15 protein-coding genes are annotated in these 17,459 nt (G+C 66.6%); 10 read left to right on the forward strand and 5 right to left on the reverse strand.

The window, feature by feature from the left end; all coding sequences use genetic code 11:
- Positions 1–158: 158 nt before the first annotated feature.
- Entirely contained in the window at positions 159–761 is a 603-nt protein-coding gene (locus ACIPXZ_RS02525) for a GDSL-type esterase/lipase family protein (protein ID WP_400590609.1), read from the reverse strand.
- Positions 762–914: 153 nt separating this feature from the next.
- On the reverse strand, positions 915–4,712 hold the full coding sequence (locus ACIPXZ_RS02530; protein WP_400590549.1) for a multifunctional oxoglutarate decarboxylase/oxoglutarate dehydrogenase thiamine pyrophosphate-binding subunit/dihydrolipoyllysine-residue succinyltransferase subunit: 3,798 nt from the start codon (positions 4,710–4,712) through the stop codon (positions 915–917).
- A 347-nt stretch (positions 4,713–5,059) separates the two neighbouring features.
- Here ACIPXZ_RS02530 and ACIPXZ_RS02535 point away from each other — a divergent pair, with 347 nt between their 5' ends.
- The 7 genes from ACIPXZ_RS02535 to ACIPXZ_RS02565 all read left to right on the forward strand — a co-directional run bounded on the left by ACIPXZ_RS02535 (position 5,060) and on the right by ACIPXZ_RS02565 (position 12,829).
- Positions 5,060–6,391: a hemolysin family protein gene (locus tag ACIPXZ_RS02535; protein ID WP_400590550.1), complete on the forward strand. Its 1,332-nt coding sequence runs from the start codon at positions 5,060–5,062 to the stop codon at positions 6,389–6,391.
- Positions 6,384–7,466 (forward strand): hemolysin family protein, encoded by a 1,083-nt coding sequence (locus tag ACIPXZ_RS02540; protein ID WP_400590551.1) that lies wholly within the window; start codon positions 6,384–6,386, stop codon positions 7,464–7,466. The genes ACIPXZ_RS02535 and ACIPXZ_RS02540 overlap by 8 nt, the downstream gene beginning before the upstream one ends.
- A 223-nt stretch (positions 7,467–7,689) precedes the next feature.
- On the forward strand, positions 7,690–8,658 hold the full coding sequence (locus ACIPXZ_RS02545; RefSeq protein ID WP_400590552.1) for a patatin-like phospholipase family protein: 969 nt from the start codon (positions 7,690–7,692) through the stop codon (positions 8,656–8,658).
- Positions 8,659–8,791: 133 nt separating this feature from the next.
- Positions 8,792–9,760, forward strand: coding sequence for a metal ABC transporter solute-binding protein, Zn/Mn family (locus tag ACIPXZ_RS02550; protein ID WP_400590553.1), 969 nt, complete (start codon positions 8,792–8,794; stop codon positions 9,758–9,760).
- Positions 9,761–9,870: 110 nt separating this feature from the next.
- A complete protein-coding gene (locus ACIPXZ_RS02555) occupies positions 9,871–10,635 on the forward strand; it encodes a metal ABC transporter ATP-binding protein (RefSeq protein WP_400590610.1) in 765 nt (254 codons plus the stop codon).
- Positions 10,636–11,523 (forward strand): metal ABC transporter permease, encoded by an 888-nt coding sequence (locus tag ACIPXZ_RS02560; protein ID WP_400590554.1) that lies wholly within the window; start codon positions 10,636–10,638, stop codon positions 11,521–11,523.
- A complete protein-coding gene (locus ACIPXZ_RS02565) occupies positions 11,516–12,829 on the forward strand; it encodes an MFS transporter (protein ID WP_400590555.1) in 1,314 nt (437 codons plus the stop codon). The genes ACIPXZ_RS02560 and ACIPXZ_RS02565 overlap by 8 nt, the downstream gene beginning before the upstream one ends.
- On the opposite strand, the gene ACIPXZ_RS02570 is transcribed toward ACIPXZ_RS02565, so the two are convergent.
- Positions 12,771–13,208 carry a Fur family transcriptional regulator gene (locus ACIPXZ_RS02570; RefSeq protein WP_400590556.1) on the reverse strand — a complete coding sequence of 146 codons (438 nt, stop codon included), beginning with the start codon at positions 13,206–13,208 and terminating at the stop codon, positions 12,771–12,773. The two genes, ACIPXZ_RS02565 and ACIPXZ_RS02570, sit on opposite strands and share 59 nt — an antisense overlap.
- A gap of 155 nt (positions 13,209–13,363) precedes the next feature.
- On the opposite strand from ACIPXZ_RS02570, the gene ACIPXZ_RS02575 reads away from it, so the two are divergent.
- The gene (locus ACIPXZ_RS02575) at positions 13,364–14,197 is read left to right on the forward strand and encodes an aldo/keto reductase (RefSeq protein ID WP_400590557.1); all 834 of its coding nucleotides are present in this window, start codon (positions 13,364–13,366) and stop codon (positions 14,195–14,197) included.
- Between the two features lie 30 nt (positions 14,198–14,227).
- Positions 14,228–14,914 carry an MBL fold metallo-hydrolase gene (locus ACIPXZ_RS02580; protein ID WP_400590558.1) on the forward strand — a complete coding sequence of 229 codons (687 nt, stop codon included), beginning with the start codon at positions 14,228–14,230 and terminating at the stop codon, positions 14,912–14,914.
- A gap of 98 nt (positions 14,915–15,012) precedes the next feature.
- Here ACIPXZ_RS02580 and ACIPXZ_RS02585 read toward each other — a convergent pair whose 3' ends face one another.
- Together ACIPXZ_RS02585 and ACIPXZ_RS02590 are read right to left on the reverse strand one after the other, a co-directional pair.
- Positions 15,013–16,113: a PLP-dependent cysteine synthase family protein gene (locus ACIPXZ_RS02585; RefSeq protein ID WP_400590559.1), complete on the reverse strand. Its 1,101-nt coding sequence runs from the start codon at positions 16,111–16,113 to the stop codon at positions 15,013–15,015.
- A 27-nt stretch (positions 16,114–16,140) separates the two neighbouring features.
- Complete coding sequence (locus ACIPXZ_RS02590) at positions 16,141–16,506, reverse strand: cupin domain-containing protein (RefSeq protein WP_400590560.1); 366 nt, start codon at positions 16,504–16,506, stop codon at positions 16,141–16,143.
- 108 nt (positions 16,507–16,614) lie between these two features.
- On the opposite strand from ACIPXZ_RS02590, the gene ACIPXZ_RS02595 reads away from it, so the two are divergent.
- A complete protein-coding gene (locus ACIPXZ_RS02595) occupies positions 16,615–17,454 on the forward strand; it encodes a sulfurtransferase (protein ID WP_400590561.1) in 840 nt (279 codons plus the stop codon).
- The last annotated feature ends 5 nt before the right edge of the window (positions 17,455–17,459 follow it).

A 17,459-nucleotide genomic window follows, 5' to 3' on the forward strand; every position in this document is an offset into this window, starting at 1 on the left:
CCCCGCCTACATGGCTTATAACTCCCCTTTATACCTAAACTAAAATCTCCTATTTTGCGTACCACACGGGTGGGCCGGGGCCCGGGGGGGGGCGGGGGGGGGGGGGGGGTCCACCCCCCCCCCCCCCCCCACAACTGCGCACTCAACGGCGGGGAAAGTCAGGCGGTGGGCTCCGCGATGTTCAGCCACTGGAACCAGCCACGGTGCAGCACGAGCCACGCCATCAGACCGTAACCCGCCTGGCCGGGCGCTCCGGCGTTGGCCGAGAGGTCGTTGCGCCACTGCTCGTGATTGAGCAACGGCGAGAAGGTGTCCACGTAGAGGTGGTGGCGACGTGTGGTGACATCCGCGAAGGCCGTGTTGAGTTCCGCGAGGCGACGGTTCTGAGAGGGGTCCAGTGTGGGCGGCGGGCCGACCACGAAGACCGAGACGCTCGCCTGCGAGGCGTGGTCAAGAATATTGGCCAGGTTCAGCCGGCTCCGTGCCGTGGACATCCCGAACTCGATGTCCCGTCCCGAGAGGCCGATGACGAGGCGATTCTCATAGCCTTGGCCGAAACGGCGGCCGGTCTCCTCTGCCCAGCGGGCGGAGAGCCCCTCGGTGCCCTCCTCGGGACAGGGGAGGGTGTAACTCTCCAGGCTGAATTCCCCGCGTGGCGTGCGGGCGAGGACCCGCCCGAACCAGCCGAGAGCCCGGGGATCCCCGAATCCGGCGAGCAGTTCATCGCCGATGGCGGCAATCCGAAGCTTCCTGTCCTCCACGTCGTCCTTTCGCATGTTTGATGCGCCGTCTGCGGCGCTGACACCCCCACTCCATTAAACGCCAACACCCGCCCCCGCGCCGGAAGACGCGAATGGCGGGTGTGGCTCAGCCATGCGGCGTCGTCGTCGGAGAGCGACGACGACGCCGGTCGATCACGGCCTGTGGTCGAAAGCCTGCTGCAGCAGCAGGGCGTTCTCGGCAGCGTGGCGCTTGCCGGTTCCGGCCGCGGTGGACGCCGAAGCCGGGCGGCTGACGACGCGCAGCGGACGGTCCAGGGACGGCGCCAGGTTCAGGGCCATGAAGCCCCACGGGCCCTGGTTGGCCGGCTCATCCTGGGCCCACACGACGTCCGCGTTGGGGTACTTGGCGAGCTCGGCCCGGATCTCCTCCAGGGGCAGCGGGTAGAGCTGCTCGACCCGGACGATCGCCGTGCTGGTGTCCTGGGCCTTGTCCCGATTGGCCAGCAGATCGTAGTAGAGCCTGCCGGCGACCAAGATGACCCGCTTGACGCCCGCAGGATCCACCGCAGCGTGCTCGCTGATGACGGGCTGGAAACCGCCCGTGGTGAAATCGGCGACCGAGCTGGCTGCCGCCTTGAGTCGAAGCAGCTGCTTCGGCGTGAAGACGATCAGCGGCTTGTGCGGGCGGCTGTAGGCCTGACGGCGCAGCAGGTGGAAGTGGTTCGCCGCGGTGGTCGGCTCCGCCACCACCATGTTGTTCTCGGCGCACATCTGCAGGAAACGCTCGATACGGGCGGAGGAGTGGTCCGGGCCCTGGCCCTCGTAGCCGTGCGGCAGCATGACCACGAGGGAGGAACGCTGGCCCCACTTCTGCTCGGCCGAGGAGATGAACTCGTCGATCACGGTCTGGGCGCCGTTGACGAAATCGCCGAACTGGGCCTCCCACATGACCAGCGCTTCGGGACGCTCCACCGAGTAGCCGTACTCGAAGCCCATGGCCGCGTATTCGGAGAGCAGCGAGTCGTAGATCCAGAGCTTGGCCTGGTCCTCGGAGAGGTTGGCCAGAGGCATCCACTCCTTGCCGTTCTTCCGGTCGTGGAACACCGCGTGGCGCTGGACGAAGGTGCCGCGCCGGGAATCCTGGCCCGCGAGACGCACCGGGACGCCTTCCATGCTGAGGGAGCCGAAGGCCGCGATCTCGCCGAAGCCCCAGTCGATACCGCCTTCGCGGGACATCTGCTCACGCTTCTCCAGAAGCTGCTTGAGCTTCGGGTGGACCGTGAAGCCCTCGGGGATGGCCAGGTGGGTCGCGCCGATGTGGGCGAGCGTCTGGGGGCTGATGGCAGTGGTGGTCGGAGTGTTCACCAGGCCGTCGTTGCGCTGGGCCAGAGGGCGCTCGATGCCCGCGACGGCCGCGGAATCCGCCGTGATGACGGGGACCGGCGAGGTCTGTGCCGCGTGGGTCTCCGCGAAGACCCGCTCCAGGCGTTCCTGGTAGTCGCGGAGCAACTGCTCGGCCTCATCCTCGGTGATGTCGCCACGACCGATGAGAGCTTCCGTGTAGAGCTTGCGAACGCTGCGCTTGGCCTCGATCAGGCTGTACATGAGCGGCTGGGTCATGGAGGGATCGTCGCCCTCGTTGTGACCGCGGCGACGGTAGCAGACCATGTCGATGACGACGTCCTTGTGGAACCGCTCGCGGAACTCGAAGGCGAGCTGAGCCACACGGACCACGGCCTCGGGGTCGTCGCCGTTCACGTGGAAGATCGGCGCCTGGATCATCTTCGCGACATCCGTGGAGTAGGTGGACGAGCGCGAAGAGGACGGCGAGGTGGTGAAGCCGACCTGGTTGTTGACGATCACGTGGATGGTGCCGCCGGTGCGGTAGCCCCGCAGCTGGGAGAGGTTGAGGGTCTCCGCCACGACGCCCTGGCCTGCGAACGCGGCGTCGCCGTGGACGAGGATCGGCAGCACCGGGAAGCTGGTTCCCTGATCGAGCAGGTCCTGCTTGGCGCGGACGATGCCCTCCAGCACGGAGTCGACGGCTTCCAGGTGGGACGGGTTCGCTGCGAGGTAGACCTTGGTGGTGTTCCCGGCTTCGGAGGTGAAGGTTCCCTCGGTGCCGAGGTGGTACTTCACGTCGCCGGAACCTTGGACGCTGCGCGGATCCTGGGTTCCTTCGAACTCGCGGAAGACCTGAGCGTAGGTCTTGCCGGCGATGTTCGTCAGGACGTTCAGGCGGCCACGGTGGGCCATGCCGACGGCGACCTCGTCCAGGCCCTTGTCCGCGGCGTCGGAGATGATCGCGTCCAGCAGCGGGATGAGCGATTCGCCGCCTTCGAGGGAGAAGCGCTTCTGACCCACGAACTTGGTCTGGAGGAAGGTCTCGAAGGCTTCAGCTGCGTTCAGACGGGAGACGATGCGCAGCTGCTCGTCGCGGCTCGGCTTCGAGTACGGGTGCTCCAGCTCGTCCTGGAACCACTGCCTCTCCTCGGGATCCTGGATGTGCATGTATTCGATGCCGGTGGTGCGGCAGTACGCGTCGCGGAGCACGCCGAGGATCGTGCGGAAGGGCAGGAACGGCTTGCCGCCGAATCCACCGGTCGGCCACTCGCGGTCCAGGTCCCAGAGCGTCAGGCCATGGGTGAGGATGTCGAGATCGGGGTGCTTACGCTGGACGTACTCCAGAGGATCCGTGTCCGCCATGAGGTGGCCGCGCACACGGTAGGAGTGGATGAGCTGCTGGATGCGGGCGACCTTGTTGATCTCGTCGCTCGGGTCCACCTGGACGTCGGGGCGCCAGCGCACGGGCTCGTAGGGGATGCGCAGTTCTTCGAAGATCTCGTCGTAGAAGTTCTGCTCGCCCAGCAGGAGCTGGTGCACGATGCGCAGGAACTCACCCGAGCCGGCACCCTGGATGACACGGTGGTCGTAGGTGGAGGTCAGGGTGATGATCTTGCCGACGGCCATCTCGGCGAGCTTCTTCTCGCTGCTGCCCTGGAATTCTGCGGGGTACTCGAGAGCGCCGACGCCGATGATCGCGGCCTGGCCCTTGGAGAGGCGCGGAACCGAGTGCACGGTGCCGATGCCGCCGGGATTGGTCAGCGAGACGGTGGTCCCGGAGTGGTCGTCGGCGGTGAGCTTGCCGTTACGGGCGCGCTTGATGAGGTCCTCATAGGTGCGCCAGAACTCTGCGAAGCGAAGGGACTCGGCCTTCTTGATGTTGGGCACCACGAGAAGACGGGTTCCGTCCGGCTTCGGCATGTCGATGGCGATGCCGAAGTTGACGTGCGCGTTCTGGACGGCGACGGGCTTGCCGTCCTGCTCGTCGTAGGTCACGTTCATGGACGGGAACTGGTGGAGCGCCTTCACGACGGCATAGCCGATGAGGTGCGTGAAGGAGACCTTGCCGCCACGGGCGCGGGCGAGGTGGTTGTTGATCACGACGCGGTTGTCGATCAGCAGCTTCGCCGGGACGGCGCGGACGCTGGTGGCCGTGGGGACTTCCAGGCTGGAGACCATGTTGGCCGCGATCGCCTTGGCCGGGCCACGGAGGACCTGGACGACGTCCTGCTCGTTCGGGGAAGAGGAAGAGGGGGCGCTCTTGGGCAACTGGGCCGGGATCGGCGCAGTGGCCGTGGTGCGGTTTCCGTCCTTGGCGACGACGCGCGGCGGGGCCTTGGGCGCTGGGGCCGGAGCCGTGCTCGCAGCGGGGGCCGCGGTGGAGGCGGGGGCCGTGCTGGCCGCCGCGGGCGCAGGCGCTGCGGCGGGTGCCGGGGCCTGCTGGGTCTTCGTCGCGGTCGAGACGGCCGGCAGAACCTGAGTCTGCGTGGCCGAGCCCTGCCCGGCGGAACCGTAGTTTTCGAAGACAGACCACCACTTGGAGTCCACGGAGGACTTGTCCTTCAGAAACTGCTCGTAGAGCTCATCTACAAGCCACTCATTTCCGCCGAACTCTTCGGGTAGACGGTGGTTTGGCTGCTCTGGCACGTGATACGCCTCTTCCATTTTTTGTTTGCCCGCTGGAATGAGAGCCGGCCTCGGTGCCGGCCTGGTCCAGTGCCGGGGTTGCGTGAACCCAGACCCTTGCCAGTCTAATGAGGTGCCTTGCTGAGGGCTAATCTACAGAGCGTAAAAGTTTGCGTGCCGTTCGGGCGCTCCTGCGGATAGACTGTTGGAGTTATGGACAGTCATTCCAGGTGCCGGCCTGGACGATCCCGACGCCGACGCAGCAGGACTGCGCATCAGGCCTCGAGTCCGGCCGGCAGACACCGAAACCGTGCCCATCGACCCTACTGCAGCGTGCCTGCCTCCGTCCGGGGAGGTGAGAGCGCGCCATGGAATGGCTTCTTCTGCTGATCGGCTTCCTGCTGATCCTGGGAACCGGATTCTTCGTCGCGGTCGAATTCTCCCTGGTCGCGCTTGATCAGGCCCAGGTTCAGGCCGCAGTCGACGACGGCGATCAAGCCGCCGTTCCTCTGCTCGCCTGTCTGAAATCACTTTCCACCCAGCTGTCGAGCTGCCAGCTCGGCATCACACTCACCACCCTGCTGACCGGCTACGTCCTGGAGCCGTCCGTGGGCAAGTTGTTGGAGACCCCTCTCCGGGCGGTCGGACTCGCTGAGTCGGGTGCCGTCTCCCTCGTGATCGCCATGATCGTGGCGACCGTCTTCTCGATGATCCTCGGCGAGCTGGTGCCGAAGAACCTCGCCATCGCTCAGGCCATGGTCATCGGCAAGGCGGTGGCGCGGCCCCAGCTGGTCTTCACCGCGATCTTCAAGCCGGCGATCGTGCTGCTGAACGGCTTCTCCAACAAGGTGCTCGGCATCTTCGGGCTGGAAGCCAAAGAGGAGATCTCCGGCGCCCGGACACCGGACGAACTCGCCTCCTTGGTGCGGCGGTCCGCGGAGCTCGGAACGCTTGATGCGGGCACTGCCGAATTCGTCGCCAGAACCCTCCGCTTCTCGGACAAGACCGCGGCCGACGTCATGACGGCCCGTTTCCGGATGGAGGCCTTGGGGGCGGATGAGCCGGTCACCGCCGTGCTCGACGCGGCCCGCGCGTCGGGATACTCGCGTTTCCCGGTGACGGGGGATTCCGTGGATGACATCCGCGGCGTCGTTCACATCAAGAAGGCAGTGGCGGTCCCTCCCGCCAAGCGTGCCGAGCTGGAAGTGGGATCCCTCATGACCGAGGTGTTCCGTGTCCCGGAGACCATCCCGCTGGATGATCTGATCGCTGAACTGAGGGCCGCCAATATGCAGATGGCGGTCGTGCTGGACGAATACGGTGGCACGGCCGGCGTAGTGACCCTTGAGGATCTGGTGGAGGAGATCGTGGGAGAGGTGGCCGATGAACACGACCGCCGTCGTCCCGGAGTCCTCCAGGCGGCCGACGGCCGCTGGTTCTTCCCCGGCCTGTTGCGGCCCGACGAGGCGGAAGCCCAGATCAAGGGCCTCGCGATCCCCGAGGACGGCGCCTACGAGACGGTGGGTGGCTTCGTCATGAGCGCGCTCGGCCGGATCCCGGTGGCCGGCGACCACATCCCGGTGCTCTCCGGGGAGCTTCGGGTGGTCCGGATGGACGGCCGCCGGGTGGACCGGCTGGCCTATCTGCCGGCGCCGGAACCGGATGGTCTGTCTGCTGAGGAAGGAGGCCGTCATGAGTGACTGGATGGGCATCGTCTGGCTCGTCGTGCTGCTGCTCGGCAACGCCTTCTTCGTGGCGGCGGAGTTCGCCATCATGTCCGCTCGACGCAGTCAGATCGAGCCGTTGGCCGAGGCGGGTTCGCGTCGGGCGCAGACCACTCTGAAAGCCATGGAACAGGTTTCCCTGATGCTCGCCTGCGCGCAGCTGGGCATCACGGTCTGTTCGCTGCTGATCCTGCAAGTGGCCGAACCGGCGATCCATCATCTGATCGCCGAACCGCTTGAGCATCTGGGCATTCCGGAGGCTCTTGCCGGCGGTCTGGCGTTCGCCGCGGCGCTGGCCGTGGTGACGTTCCTTCACGTGACCTTCGGTGAGATGGTGCCGAAGAACATCTCGGTCTCCGCGGCGGACAAGGCGGCCCTGCTGCTGGCTCCCGTGCTCTCGGCGCTCGCAACGATCGTCCGCCCGATCGTGGGCACGCTGAACTGGACGGCCAACCACGTGCTGAAGCTCATGCGTGTCGAGCCGAAGGACGAGGTGACCTCGAGCTTCACCTTGGAAGAGGTGCAGTCGATCGTCCAGGAGTCCACCCGCCACGGCCTGGTGGAGGACGACGCCGGCTTGTTGAGCGGTGCTCTGGAGTTCTCAGAACGGACCGCGGCCCAGGTCATGGTTCCGCTGAATCGTCTGGCGACCCTCAGCGAGGGTGCGACCCCGCAGCAATTCGAGCGCATGGTGGCCAAGACCGGCTACTCGCGTTTCCTGCTCAAGGATGAGGACGGTGAGCTCTCCGGATACCTTCACGTGAAGGACGTCATCTCGATCCCCGAATCGCAGTACGGTCTTCCGATCGCGGAGAACCGCCAGCGTTCCCTGGTGAACATCGCCCCCGAGCTGGAGGTCGAGGATGTGCTGGCCAGGATGCAGAAGAGCGGATCCCACGTGGCCCGGGTGGTCGAGCCGGACGGCTCGACTCTGGGGGTGCTGTTCCTGGAGGACGTGATCGAGGAGCTGGTGGGGGAGATCCAGGACGAGACCCAGGCGAAGGACGCCGGGCGGTACTGGGAAGCCCACCGCGGTTCCGAAGCGGACTGATTCTGAAGAGGCCCGCCGTCGTTGACGGCGGGCCTCCGGTCTTTCCGGATCGATTGCGTCCTGCGCCGTGGGTGTGCAACCATTTTCCTGATCGTGATCCACGGCAGGAGGTGAGACCCATGTGTGCAGTATCCGTAATGGGTGCTCCCTCCAAGGTACGGTCGCGCGGCTGAGGTAGCCGCTCTGGGAGCGCCTGACAGGCAATTCGCGAAAGGCGACTCCCATGAACACCACATCTTCTTCATTCCCGGTCTCTTCATTCCCAGGTCCTGAGGCACTGGAAGACTCTGACCGCCAGGAAATGCCCAGGACTCCCCGCCGCGCCTTGGTGATCGGTGGCGGAGGTGCGGCAGGCAACGCCTGGGCACTCGGCCTGATCGCCGGACTGGCTGAGGCGGGCCTCGATGTCACCGAATCGGATCTCATCGTAGGGACCTCCTCCGGGTCCACCGTGGCCGCACAGATCACGTCCGGCGCCGGTCTGGCGCAGCTCTACGAAGCGACCCAGGCACCGATTCCGCCGCAGCACCGTGCCGGGACGCGGCACGGCCACGGTCCAGGGCCGAAGGTCTCCGGAGCGGGCTACCTGGACTGGTCTCAGCAGCTCATCGACTCCTCGAAGGATCCGGGCGAGATGCGACGCCGTCTCGGTGCGGCGGCCCTGGAACGGGACGGCTCAGGGGGTGCGGACGCCGAGCAGTGGCGCACCGTGGTCGCGTCCCGCTTGCCCGGGGCGCACTGGCCGCCGCAGCGAGTGCTGATCCCCGCCGTCGATGCCTTCACGGGGGAGCCGGTCGTGTTCGACCGGGACAGCGGGGTGGACATCGTCGACGCGGTGGCGGCGAGCACGTCGGCCATGGTCCCGTACCGCATCGGCGAGCGACGCTATCTCAACGGCGGGTACCGGCGCAGCGAGAACGCCGATCTGGCTGCCGGGTACGAGCGGGTGCTGGTGCTCGTGCCATTCGGTGGGCGGTCCAGAATGCCCGAGGCCTGGGGGATGGATCTGGCGACCCAGCTCCTGGAACTGCGCGAGGCGGGCAGCCGTGCCGAGGCCGTCTTCCCGGACGCGGGTGCAGGCGAGGTGTTCGATGCGAACGCGTTGGATCCCTCCACTCGTCGTCAAGCCGGCCGCGGCGGCTACGAACAAGGGATGGCCATCGCCGCGGACCTGGGCGATCTCTGGAGGTGATCTCCGGTCCGGCGCCGCACACGATGTGTGCGCGCCGGGCCGACCCCCAGGGGGTCTTAAATGGAAATGATTCTCATTTATGTTTAGGCTTAGGGGTAGCAACCATCCTCAGAGCTGAAATAGAGGTGTCCTCGTGACCTTCCGCAGTAAGTCCCTCTCCGTCGCCGCGCTGGCCGGTGCGCTGATCCTCGGCGTCTCCGCCTGCGCCAGTCCGGGTGGCGCTGCCGCTGCGGGGCAGTCCAGCGGTACGGATACGGTCGACGTCGTCGCTTCCACCAGCGCCTACGGAAGCATCGTCCAGGCGATCGGCGGCGACAAAGTCAAGGTCGAATCGATCGTCTCGAAGGTCAGCCAGGACCCGCATTCCTATGAGGCGACGGCGCAGGACCGTCTGAAGGTCTCCAAGGCCAAGCTCGTGGTGGTCAACGGAGGCGGCTATGACACGTTCATGGACGGCATGGTCTCAGAAGCCAAGCTGGATCCGGCCAACGTGATCAACGCCGTGACGGTCTCCGGACTGCAGGACGCGACACCGACAGCGGCCGCAGACGATCACGGCCACAGCCACGGTGAGTTCAACGAGCACGTCTGGTACGACTTCCCAGCCATGCAGAAGGTCGCAACCGTCGTAGAACAGCGTCTGGCGGCCTTGGCCCCCGCCTCCGCGGCGGAGTTCAAACACAACGCGGAAGCATTCACCGCTCGCCTGACCAGCCTGCAGAAGGATGCGGCAGCGGCCGCAGGCGGCAAGCACGTGCATGTGGCGATCACCGAACCGGTGCCGTTGTACCTTCTTGAGGCTGCCGGATTGCACAACGTCACTCCGGAGGAGTTCTCCGTCGCCGTGGAGGAGGGGCATGACGTCCCGGCCTCCGTTCTGGACAGCACCCTGAAGCTGTTCTCCACCAAGAAGGCGGCTCTCCTCGCCTACAACGAGCAGACCTCGGGCCCTCAGACCGAAGCGGTGCGCAAGGCGGCGGAGGCTGCAGGAGCACCGGTGGTCTCCTTCACCGAGACCCTCCCTGACGGCAAGGACTACCTGGGCTGGATGAACGAGAACGTCCACAACCTCCAGCAGGCCCTGAAAACGGTGCAGGGCTGAGGTGACCCGGGACTACAGTGGTAGCGGTACGCGTGGCGCGTGCCGACGATGAGCGGCCCCTCAGGGAGAGCATGAACGAGCAAGTATCAGCAGCGCGGCCGGCACCTCTGATGTCCCTCAGAGGTGCCGGTCTGCGGTTCGGGCAGCGCAGACTCTGGGAAGGGCTGGACCTGGACATCCGAGCCGGGGAGTTCCTTGCCGTGCTGGGGGCCAACGGCAGCGGGAAGAGCTCCTTGCTGAAGGTCCTCCTGGGTCTCCTGCCGCTGAGTGACGGCACCCTCGAACGTGAGGTTCCGCGCGAGAAGGTCGGCTATGTGCCGCAGCAGAAGAACTTCGCTCCGGACACGGCGCTGAGGGCCCGGGATCTTGTCGCGCTCGGCGTCGACGGGCACCGCTGGGGCATCCGGATGGACCGCAAACGCGTCAATCGACAGGTCGACGCGCTGCTGGAACACGTGGGAGCGAGCGACTATGCCCGGGTCCCTGTGGGCCAGCTCTCCGGTGGGGAGCAGCAGAGGCTCCGGGTCGCTCAGGCGCTGGCCGCCGATCCGCAGGTGCTTCTCTGCGACGAGCCGCTGCTCTCGCTCGACCCGCGGCACCAGAACGTCGTCAGTGAGCTGGTCAACAGGCAATGCCGGGACGCCGGTTCGGCGGTCGTCTTCGTCACCCACGAACTCAACCCGGTGCTGCCCTATGTGGACCGAGTGCTTTACCTGGCGCAGGGGCGGTTCAGGGTGGGCACGCCCGACGAGGTGATGAACACCGAGACCCTGTCCGAGCTCTACCAAGGGCACGTTGAAGTGGTGCGATCCAAGGACCGCCTGCTGGTCTCCGGCATCCCGGAACAGCCGCACCACGAGCAGGAGGCCGAGTAAGTGGACCTGAATTCCATGCTGGGTGCCATCTTCAATTTCGAGAACTACGGCGAGCTGCTGGCACTCCTGCAGAACTCCATCTGGGCCGGAGCCGTCCTGGGCGTGCTCGGTGGGCTGGTGGGCGTCTTCGTCGTCAAGCGGGATCTCTCCTTCGCGGTGCACGGCATCTCCGAACTGTCGTTCGCGGGGGCGTCGTTCGCCCTTCTCATCGGGGCCGATGTGATCCTCGGCTCACTGCTCGGCTCTGTCGCGGCAGCCCTGTTGCTGGGCGTCATGGGCTTGCGCGCCCGGGAGAAGAACTCCCTGATCGGCGTGCTCATGCCGTTCGGCCTAGGCCTCGGAATCCTCTTCCTCTCGCTCTATCAGGGCCGTGCCGCCAACAAGTTCTCGCTGCTCACCGGACAGATCGTTTCGGTGGACACCGTGCAGTTGCAGATCCTCGCCATCACCGCGGCGCTGGTCATGGTGGCCCTGGCGGTCCTCTGGCGTCCGCTCAACTTCGCCAGCGATGACCCCGATGTGGCGCAGGCCAGAGGAGTGCCCGTGCGGGGCCTCGCGCTCGCGTTCATGCTCATCCTGGGCGTCTCCGTGGCGCTCTCGATCCAGGTGGTGGGCGCGCTGCTGGTCCTCGCGCTTCTCATCACGCCCGCCGCGGCGGCCTTCAAGGTCACCGGGTCGCCGGGACTGGTGGTCCTGTTGAGCGTGCTCTTCGCGGTGACCGCCACGGTCGGCGGCATTCTGCTGGCCCTGGGCGGCAGCATTCCCATCAGCCCCTATGTCACCACGATCTCGTTCCTGATCTATCTGATCTGCTGGGGGATCGGTTCGTGGCGCAAGCGGCTGGGCCGCAACGGCCGTCGGCTGCACGTGGAAGCCGTCCATGGCTGAGCCGGCCACGGCGTCCGGAGCGGCTCCGCTGCACACGGACGACGTCGAGCGCGCTCGCCTGCAGCGACGCACACTCGCCGTCGTGGCCACGAGCCAGGTGCTGGGCGGTGCGGGACTGGCGGCAGGTATCACCGTGGGCGCGCTGCTCGCCCAGCAGATGCTCGGCACCGACGGCGTGAGCGGCCTTCCGACCGCGCTGTTCACCTTGGGCTCGGCGCTCGCGGCATATCTGGTGGGCCGGACGACGCAACGCTTCGGACGGCGCCCGGGGCTCGCTTTCGGGTTCGGGGCGGGAGCACTCGGAGCCTTCGGGGTGGTCCTTGCGGCCGTGCTCTGGAACCCTGTGCTGCTCTTCGTCTCGTTGTTCATCTATGGCGGCGGCTCGGCCACCAATCTGCAGGCCCGCTACGCGGGCACGGATCTTGCCACCCCGGAGCGGCGTGGCAAGGCCGTCAGCATCGCCATGGTCTCGACGACCCTCGGTGCCGTGGCCGGGCCCAATCTCGTGGAACCCCTCGGATCCTTGGCGATGACGCTGGGCCTGCCGATGCTGGCCGGCCCGTTCCTGCTCGCCGGGGTGGCCTATCTATGCGCCGGCGCAGTGCTCTGGATCTTCCTGAGGCCCGATCCCTATCATGTGGCGCGTGCGCTCGACCGGGTGCGCCTCGGGGACGACCCGGCGGACGGTCCCGCCCGCGCCGCCGGATCCGTGGTGGCAGGGCAAACGGCGCGACCGGCGCGCGGCGCCTATCTGGCCGCCCTCATCCTGGTGCTGACGCAGATCACCATGACCGCGATCATGACCATGACTCCCGTCCACATGAGGGCCCATCATCACGGACTCGGCGAAGTGGGCCTGGTGATCGGTGTTCACATCGGGGCCATGTACCTGCCGTCGCTCGTGACCGGCTGGCTCGTGGACCGTCTGGGGCGGATGGTGATGGCCTGGGCCGCGGGAGCGACGCTCGTGGCGTCGGCGGTGGTGGCTGCGATGGCGCCCAGCGACTCCCTTTCCATGCTCCTGCTGGCGCTCGCGCTCCTGGGCCTCGGCTGGAACTTCGGGCTCATCACGTCCACTGCACTCCTGGTCGACTCGACGGTCCCGGAGAACCGTGCCCGTTTCCAGGGAAGTGTCGACGTCCTGGTCGCGCTCTCGGGCGCCGGCAGCGGGGCGATGTCCGGAGTGGTCATGGCAGCCGGTGACTACTCGGCAGTGACATTGGGCGCAGGCGTCCTGGCCCTGCTGTTCATCCCCGCGCTGTGGTGGTTCCAAGCGCGAGGGAGCATTCGGCGCACAGGCCCGTGATCTCCACCGTGTGAGACACCGCCGTGAAACCGTGCTCGGCGGCGACCTTCGCGGCCCAGGCCTCCACGGCAGGCGCCTCGATCTCCACCGCCTTGCCGCAGCTGCTGCACAGCAGATGGTGATGGTGGCTGTCGGCTTCGCAACGGCGGTAGACCGCCTCGCCGTCGTTGGTCCTCAGGACGTCGACAGCACCTTCGTCGGCCATCGACTGCAGGATGCGGTACGTGGTGGCCAAAGAGACGGACACCCCGGCGTCCTGCAACGAACGGTGCAGGTCCTGGGTGCTGACGAAGTCCTCCAGACGGTCCAGCGCAGCATCCACTGCGATGCGTTGTTTCGTCACCCGCGTCTGCACGCGGGGCTCCGAACTGTGCTCCACCTCTGCTCATCTCCTCATCCGCCGGAATTCTCAGCCTCCAGTTTAACAAGCAGTGTCGCCCCAATAGTCCCGGCTTCAGTTCCGGGCCGGGGAGAGAACGGCAACAATAGCGCTTCTACAGCAGCTGCGGGGCAGGACCGTTAGGCTTCACAGGCATGGCATCCAAGAAGACAGTGACATTGGCGGACGGGAACATCGTGCCTGCCCTGGGCCAGGGCAGCTGGTTCCTGGGAGACGACCCCTGGGCCAGGGACCGCGAGATCGCGACCCTCCGCGAGGGGATCGAACTGGGAATGTTCCTCGTGGATACGGCGGAGATGTACGGGGACGGGCGGAGCGAGAGTCTGGTCGGTGAGGCCATCGCGCCGGTCCGGGACAGTGTGTACCTGGTGGACAAGGTGCTCCCCTGGAACGCATCGCGCCGCGGCACGGTGCAGGCGTGTGAGCGCTCCCTGGAAGTGCTCGGCACGGAGTGGATCGATCTCTATCTCTTGCACTGGCCCGGCCCCCATCCGCTGGAGGAGACGGTGGACGCCTTCGAAGAACTGGTGGCCCGCGGGCTGATCGGGGCGTGGGGCGTCAGCAACTTCGACGCCGACGCACTGGACCTCTTCCCAAGTGCGCCCCTGGTCAATCAGGTGCTCTACAACCCGTCCCGTCGTGGTCCGGAGTTCGATCTGTTCCCGACGCAGGAGCGCAACGTCCCGCCGATCACCACGATGGCGTACTCGCCCATCGAACAAGGCCGCTTGCTTCAGGACCCGACCATCCAGCGTCTCGCCGAGGCGCGCGAGGTCAGTGTCGTCCAGCTGCTGCTGGCCTGGGCGATCCGGTCAGGAACGGTCGTCGCCATCCCCAAGGCTTCCAGCCTGGAACACGTCCGGGAGAACGCCGCAGCGGTCCGCTTGCGGCTCAGCGAGTCGGAACTGGACCAGATCGATCTGGCCTTCCCCGCACCGGCACGGAAGGTGCCCTTGGAGATCCTGTGACGGTCGTGGTGGCGGGCGTACGCTGAAGGCATGCAGCTGACCAAGTACACCCATTCCTGTGTCCGTTTCGACAAGGAGACGGTGGAGGGCCGCCGCACCTTGGTGATCGACCCGGGCACGTTCTCAGAGACGGAACGGGCCCTGGACGGCGCCCACGCGGTGCTGGTCACCCACGAACACGCGGACCATCTCGACGTCGGTGCCGTGGTCGCAGCCCTGCTCCAATCCCCGGACCTTGAGATCTACGCTCCGGCGGGCATCGCGGCCACGCTTCGCGCGGAAGCCGCGGCAGCGGGGGCGCAGCACACCGAGACGAGAGTGCACGACGCCGGGGAAGGGCTCGACGTCGTCGTCGCCGGTTTCTCGGTCAAGGGCTTCGGCAGCCAGCACGCCCTGATCCATTCGATGGTCCCGGTGGTGGCCAATACCGGGTACCTGGTGGACGGCACCGTGTTCCATCCGGGAGACAGCTTCACCGTGCCGTACGGCCTGGAGGTGGACACCCTCCTGGTTCCCATCCATGCGCCATGGTCGAAGGTCCAGGAGGTCGTGGATTTCGTCATCAGCGTGAGGGCCCGGCAGGCCTTCAACATCCACGAAGGCCTGCTGAACCCTCTGGGCCTCGGTCTCGTGGAGGGGCACGTTCAGCGCCTCGGCGGGCTGTACGGCACCGAATACCGGCACCTTGGCTCCGGGGAGACGGTCCAGCTCGGCTGAGACCGCCCTTCCCGTTGAGTGCTCACCAGTGGCGAGTCCGAGGCCGAAGATCCCGCCATGACTGAGCACACAAGTGGGCAGTCGGGGCGTCCGGCGCCTCAGCCGTCCCAGCGGCCGGTGTCGAGGAACCGTTCGATGCGCTGTTCGTAGGGGGCGGGGTCCAGCCCCTTCTCCCGCAACCAGTCGTCATTCTGGTGGCTGCAGGCATAACGTTCGCCGGGATCGCACATCAGTGTCACGACCGCGCCCTTCTCGCCGCGTGCCACCATGCCGGCGATCAACTGCCAGACACCCCAGAGGTTCGTCCCCGTGGAAGGCCCGGCGTCGAGCTGGGCATAGCGCTTGAGGTGACGCATGGCGGCGATCGAGGCGGCATCGGGTACCTGCACCATGGCGTCGATGACCGCCGGGACGAAGCTCGGCTCCACCCGGGGACGCCCGATTCCTTCGATCCGGGACGGCAACCCCGTGGTCAACCGGGGGTCACCTGCCTGCCAGGACGGGAAGAACGCCGAGTTCTCGGGGTCCACCACCAGCAACCGCGTGGAGTGGCGGTGGTAGCGGAGGTAGCGTCCGATGGTGGCGCTCGTGCCACCGGTGCCCGCGCCGACCACGATCCATTCGGGGACGGGATCCTTCTCCAGGGCCAGCTGGTCGAAGATGGACTCGGCGATGTTGTTGTTGCCCCGCCAATCGGTGGCGCGTTCGGCATAGGTGAACTGATCCATGTAGTGGCCGCCCGTGGTGCGTGCGACCTCCTCGGCGGTGGAGTAGACCTCGCCCGCGTGGTCGACCAGGAGGCAGGATCCTCCGAAGTCCTCGATCAGGCGGATCTTCTCCTCGCTGGTGCTGCGAGCCATGACGGCGATGAACGGCAGACCGAGGAGCCTGGCGAAGTAGGCCTCGGAGACGGCGGTGCTGCCGCTGCTGGCCTCCACGATGGTGGTGCCGGGTTTGATCCAGCCGTTGACCAGACCGAACAGGAAGAGGGACCGGGCCAGGCGGTGTTTCAGGCTGCCGGACCGGTGGGTCGACTCGTCCTTGATGAACAGCTCGATGCCCCACTGTTCAGGCAATGGGACGCTGTACAGGTGAGTGTCGGCGGAGCGGTTGGCCTCGGCCGTGATCTTGCGGATGGCTTCATCGGCCCACGCCCGCTCGGTGCTTCGGACGATCTGGGGGAAATCTGCTGCGCTCACGGAACCAAGCCTAGTGCGGAGGCGATCTCAGTCCAGTTCACGCAGCGGCGAGGTGCGGTCCCCGCCGGCATCGCCCGTGTTGACGGTTCCCTGCGGTTCGAAAAGGATCGCATGCACCTCACCGTTGGCTTCGGGACAGTGCTCCACGCCGCGAGGCACGACGAAGACGTCATCCGGACCGAGGACGACGTCGCGGTCCCGCAAGTGGATCGTCAGCTCACCGCTGAGCACCATGAACAGTTCGTCGGTGTCGGGATGCGTGTGCCAGACGAACTCTCCCTGCAGCTTGACCACCTTCATGTCGTAATCATTGATGCTGACCAGCCGATGCGGCTGCCAAGGATCCTTGATGCCGGAGAGGGCCTGGCGGACATTTCGCACATCATCGCTCATACCGGAATCCTAAGAGATTCTGCGCGGCTGCGTGCTGTGGAATCCGGTGCTTCGTGCGGCTGCGGAAGGTGTCCTCCCACGGTCCGGACTCGGGCATAGAGTGGCTCTATGGACCAAGAACTCCCTGTGACCATCACTCCTGCCGATGTCCATGACCTGGACCCGGACAAGCTCGTCATTCTGGATGTCCGGTGGAAGCTGGGCGACCCCAAAGGCCGTGACAACTACCTCATGGGTCATCTTCCCGCGGCGGTGTTCGTCGACATGGAAGCGGATCTCGCGGCACCGGCGAGCCCCGAGGACGGACGTCATCCGCTGCCGTCCCTGGAAGACTTCCAGGCGACCGCACGCCGCTGGGGGATCAACGACGGCGACACCGTGGTGGTCTACGACAATTCGGGTTCGATGGCGGCGGCCCGGGCCTGGTGGCTGCTCCGAGCTCACGGGCACGGGGACACCCGCATCCTGGACGGCGGCCTGATGGCCTGGGTCCTGGAGGATTTCCCCATCGAGAAGGACGACGTGACTTTGCCTGCCGGGAACGTCACGCTCCAGCCGATCGATCCGGGATCCGTGATCGGAACCGAGCAGGCGGCCTCCTGGTCCGGCCGGGGCGTCCTGCTGGATGCCCGTGCCACTGAACGTTTCCGCGGCGAAGTCGAACCGATCGATCCGCGGGCCGGGCACATCCCGGGTGCGGTCAGCGCTCCGACCACCGGGAACCTGGACGAGGACGGCGCGTTCCTGACTCCCGAAGCACTGCGCGAACGCTTTGCCGCGCTCGGCGTCGAGCCTGGCCGTCCCGTCGCCGTCTACTGCGGCTCCGGGGTGACGGCTGCTCACGAGGTGGCCGCCCTGAAACTCGCAGGTATCGAGGCCGCGCTTTACCCGGGTTCCTTCTCACAGTGGTCCAACGACTCCTCCCGTGAGGTGGCGACGGGGGACTGAGCTCC

It is taken from the genome of Arthrobacter sp. NPDC090010 (assembly GCF_044748305.1).
Lineage (GTDB): Bacteria > Actinomycetota > Actinomycetes > Actinomycetales > Micrococcaceae > Arthrobacter_E.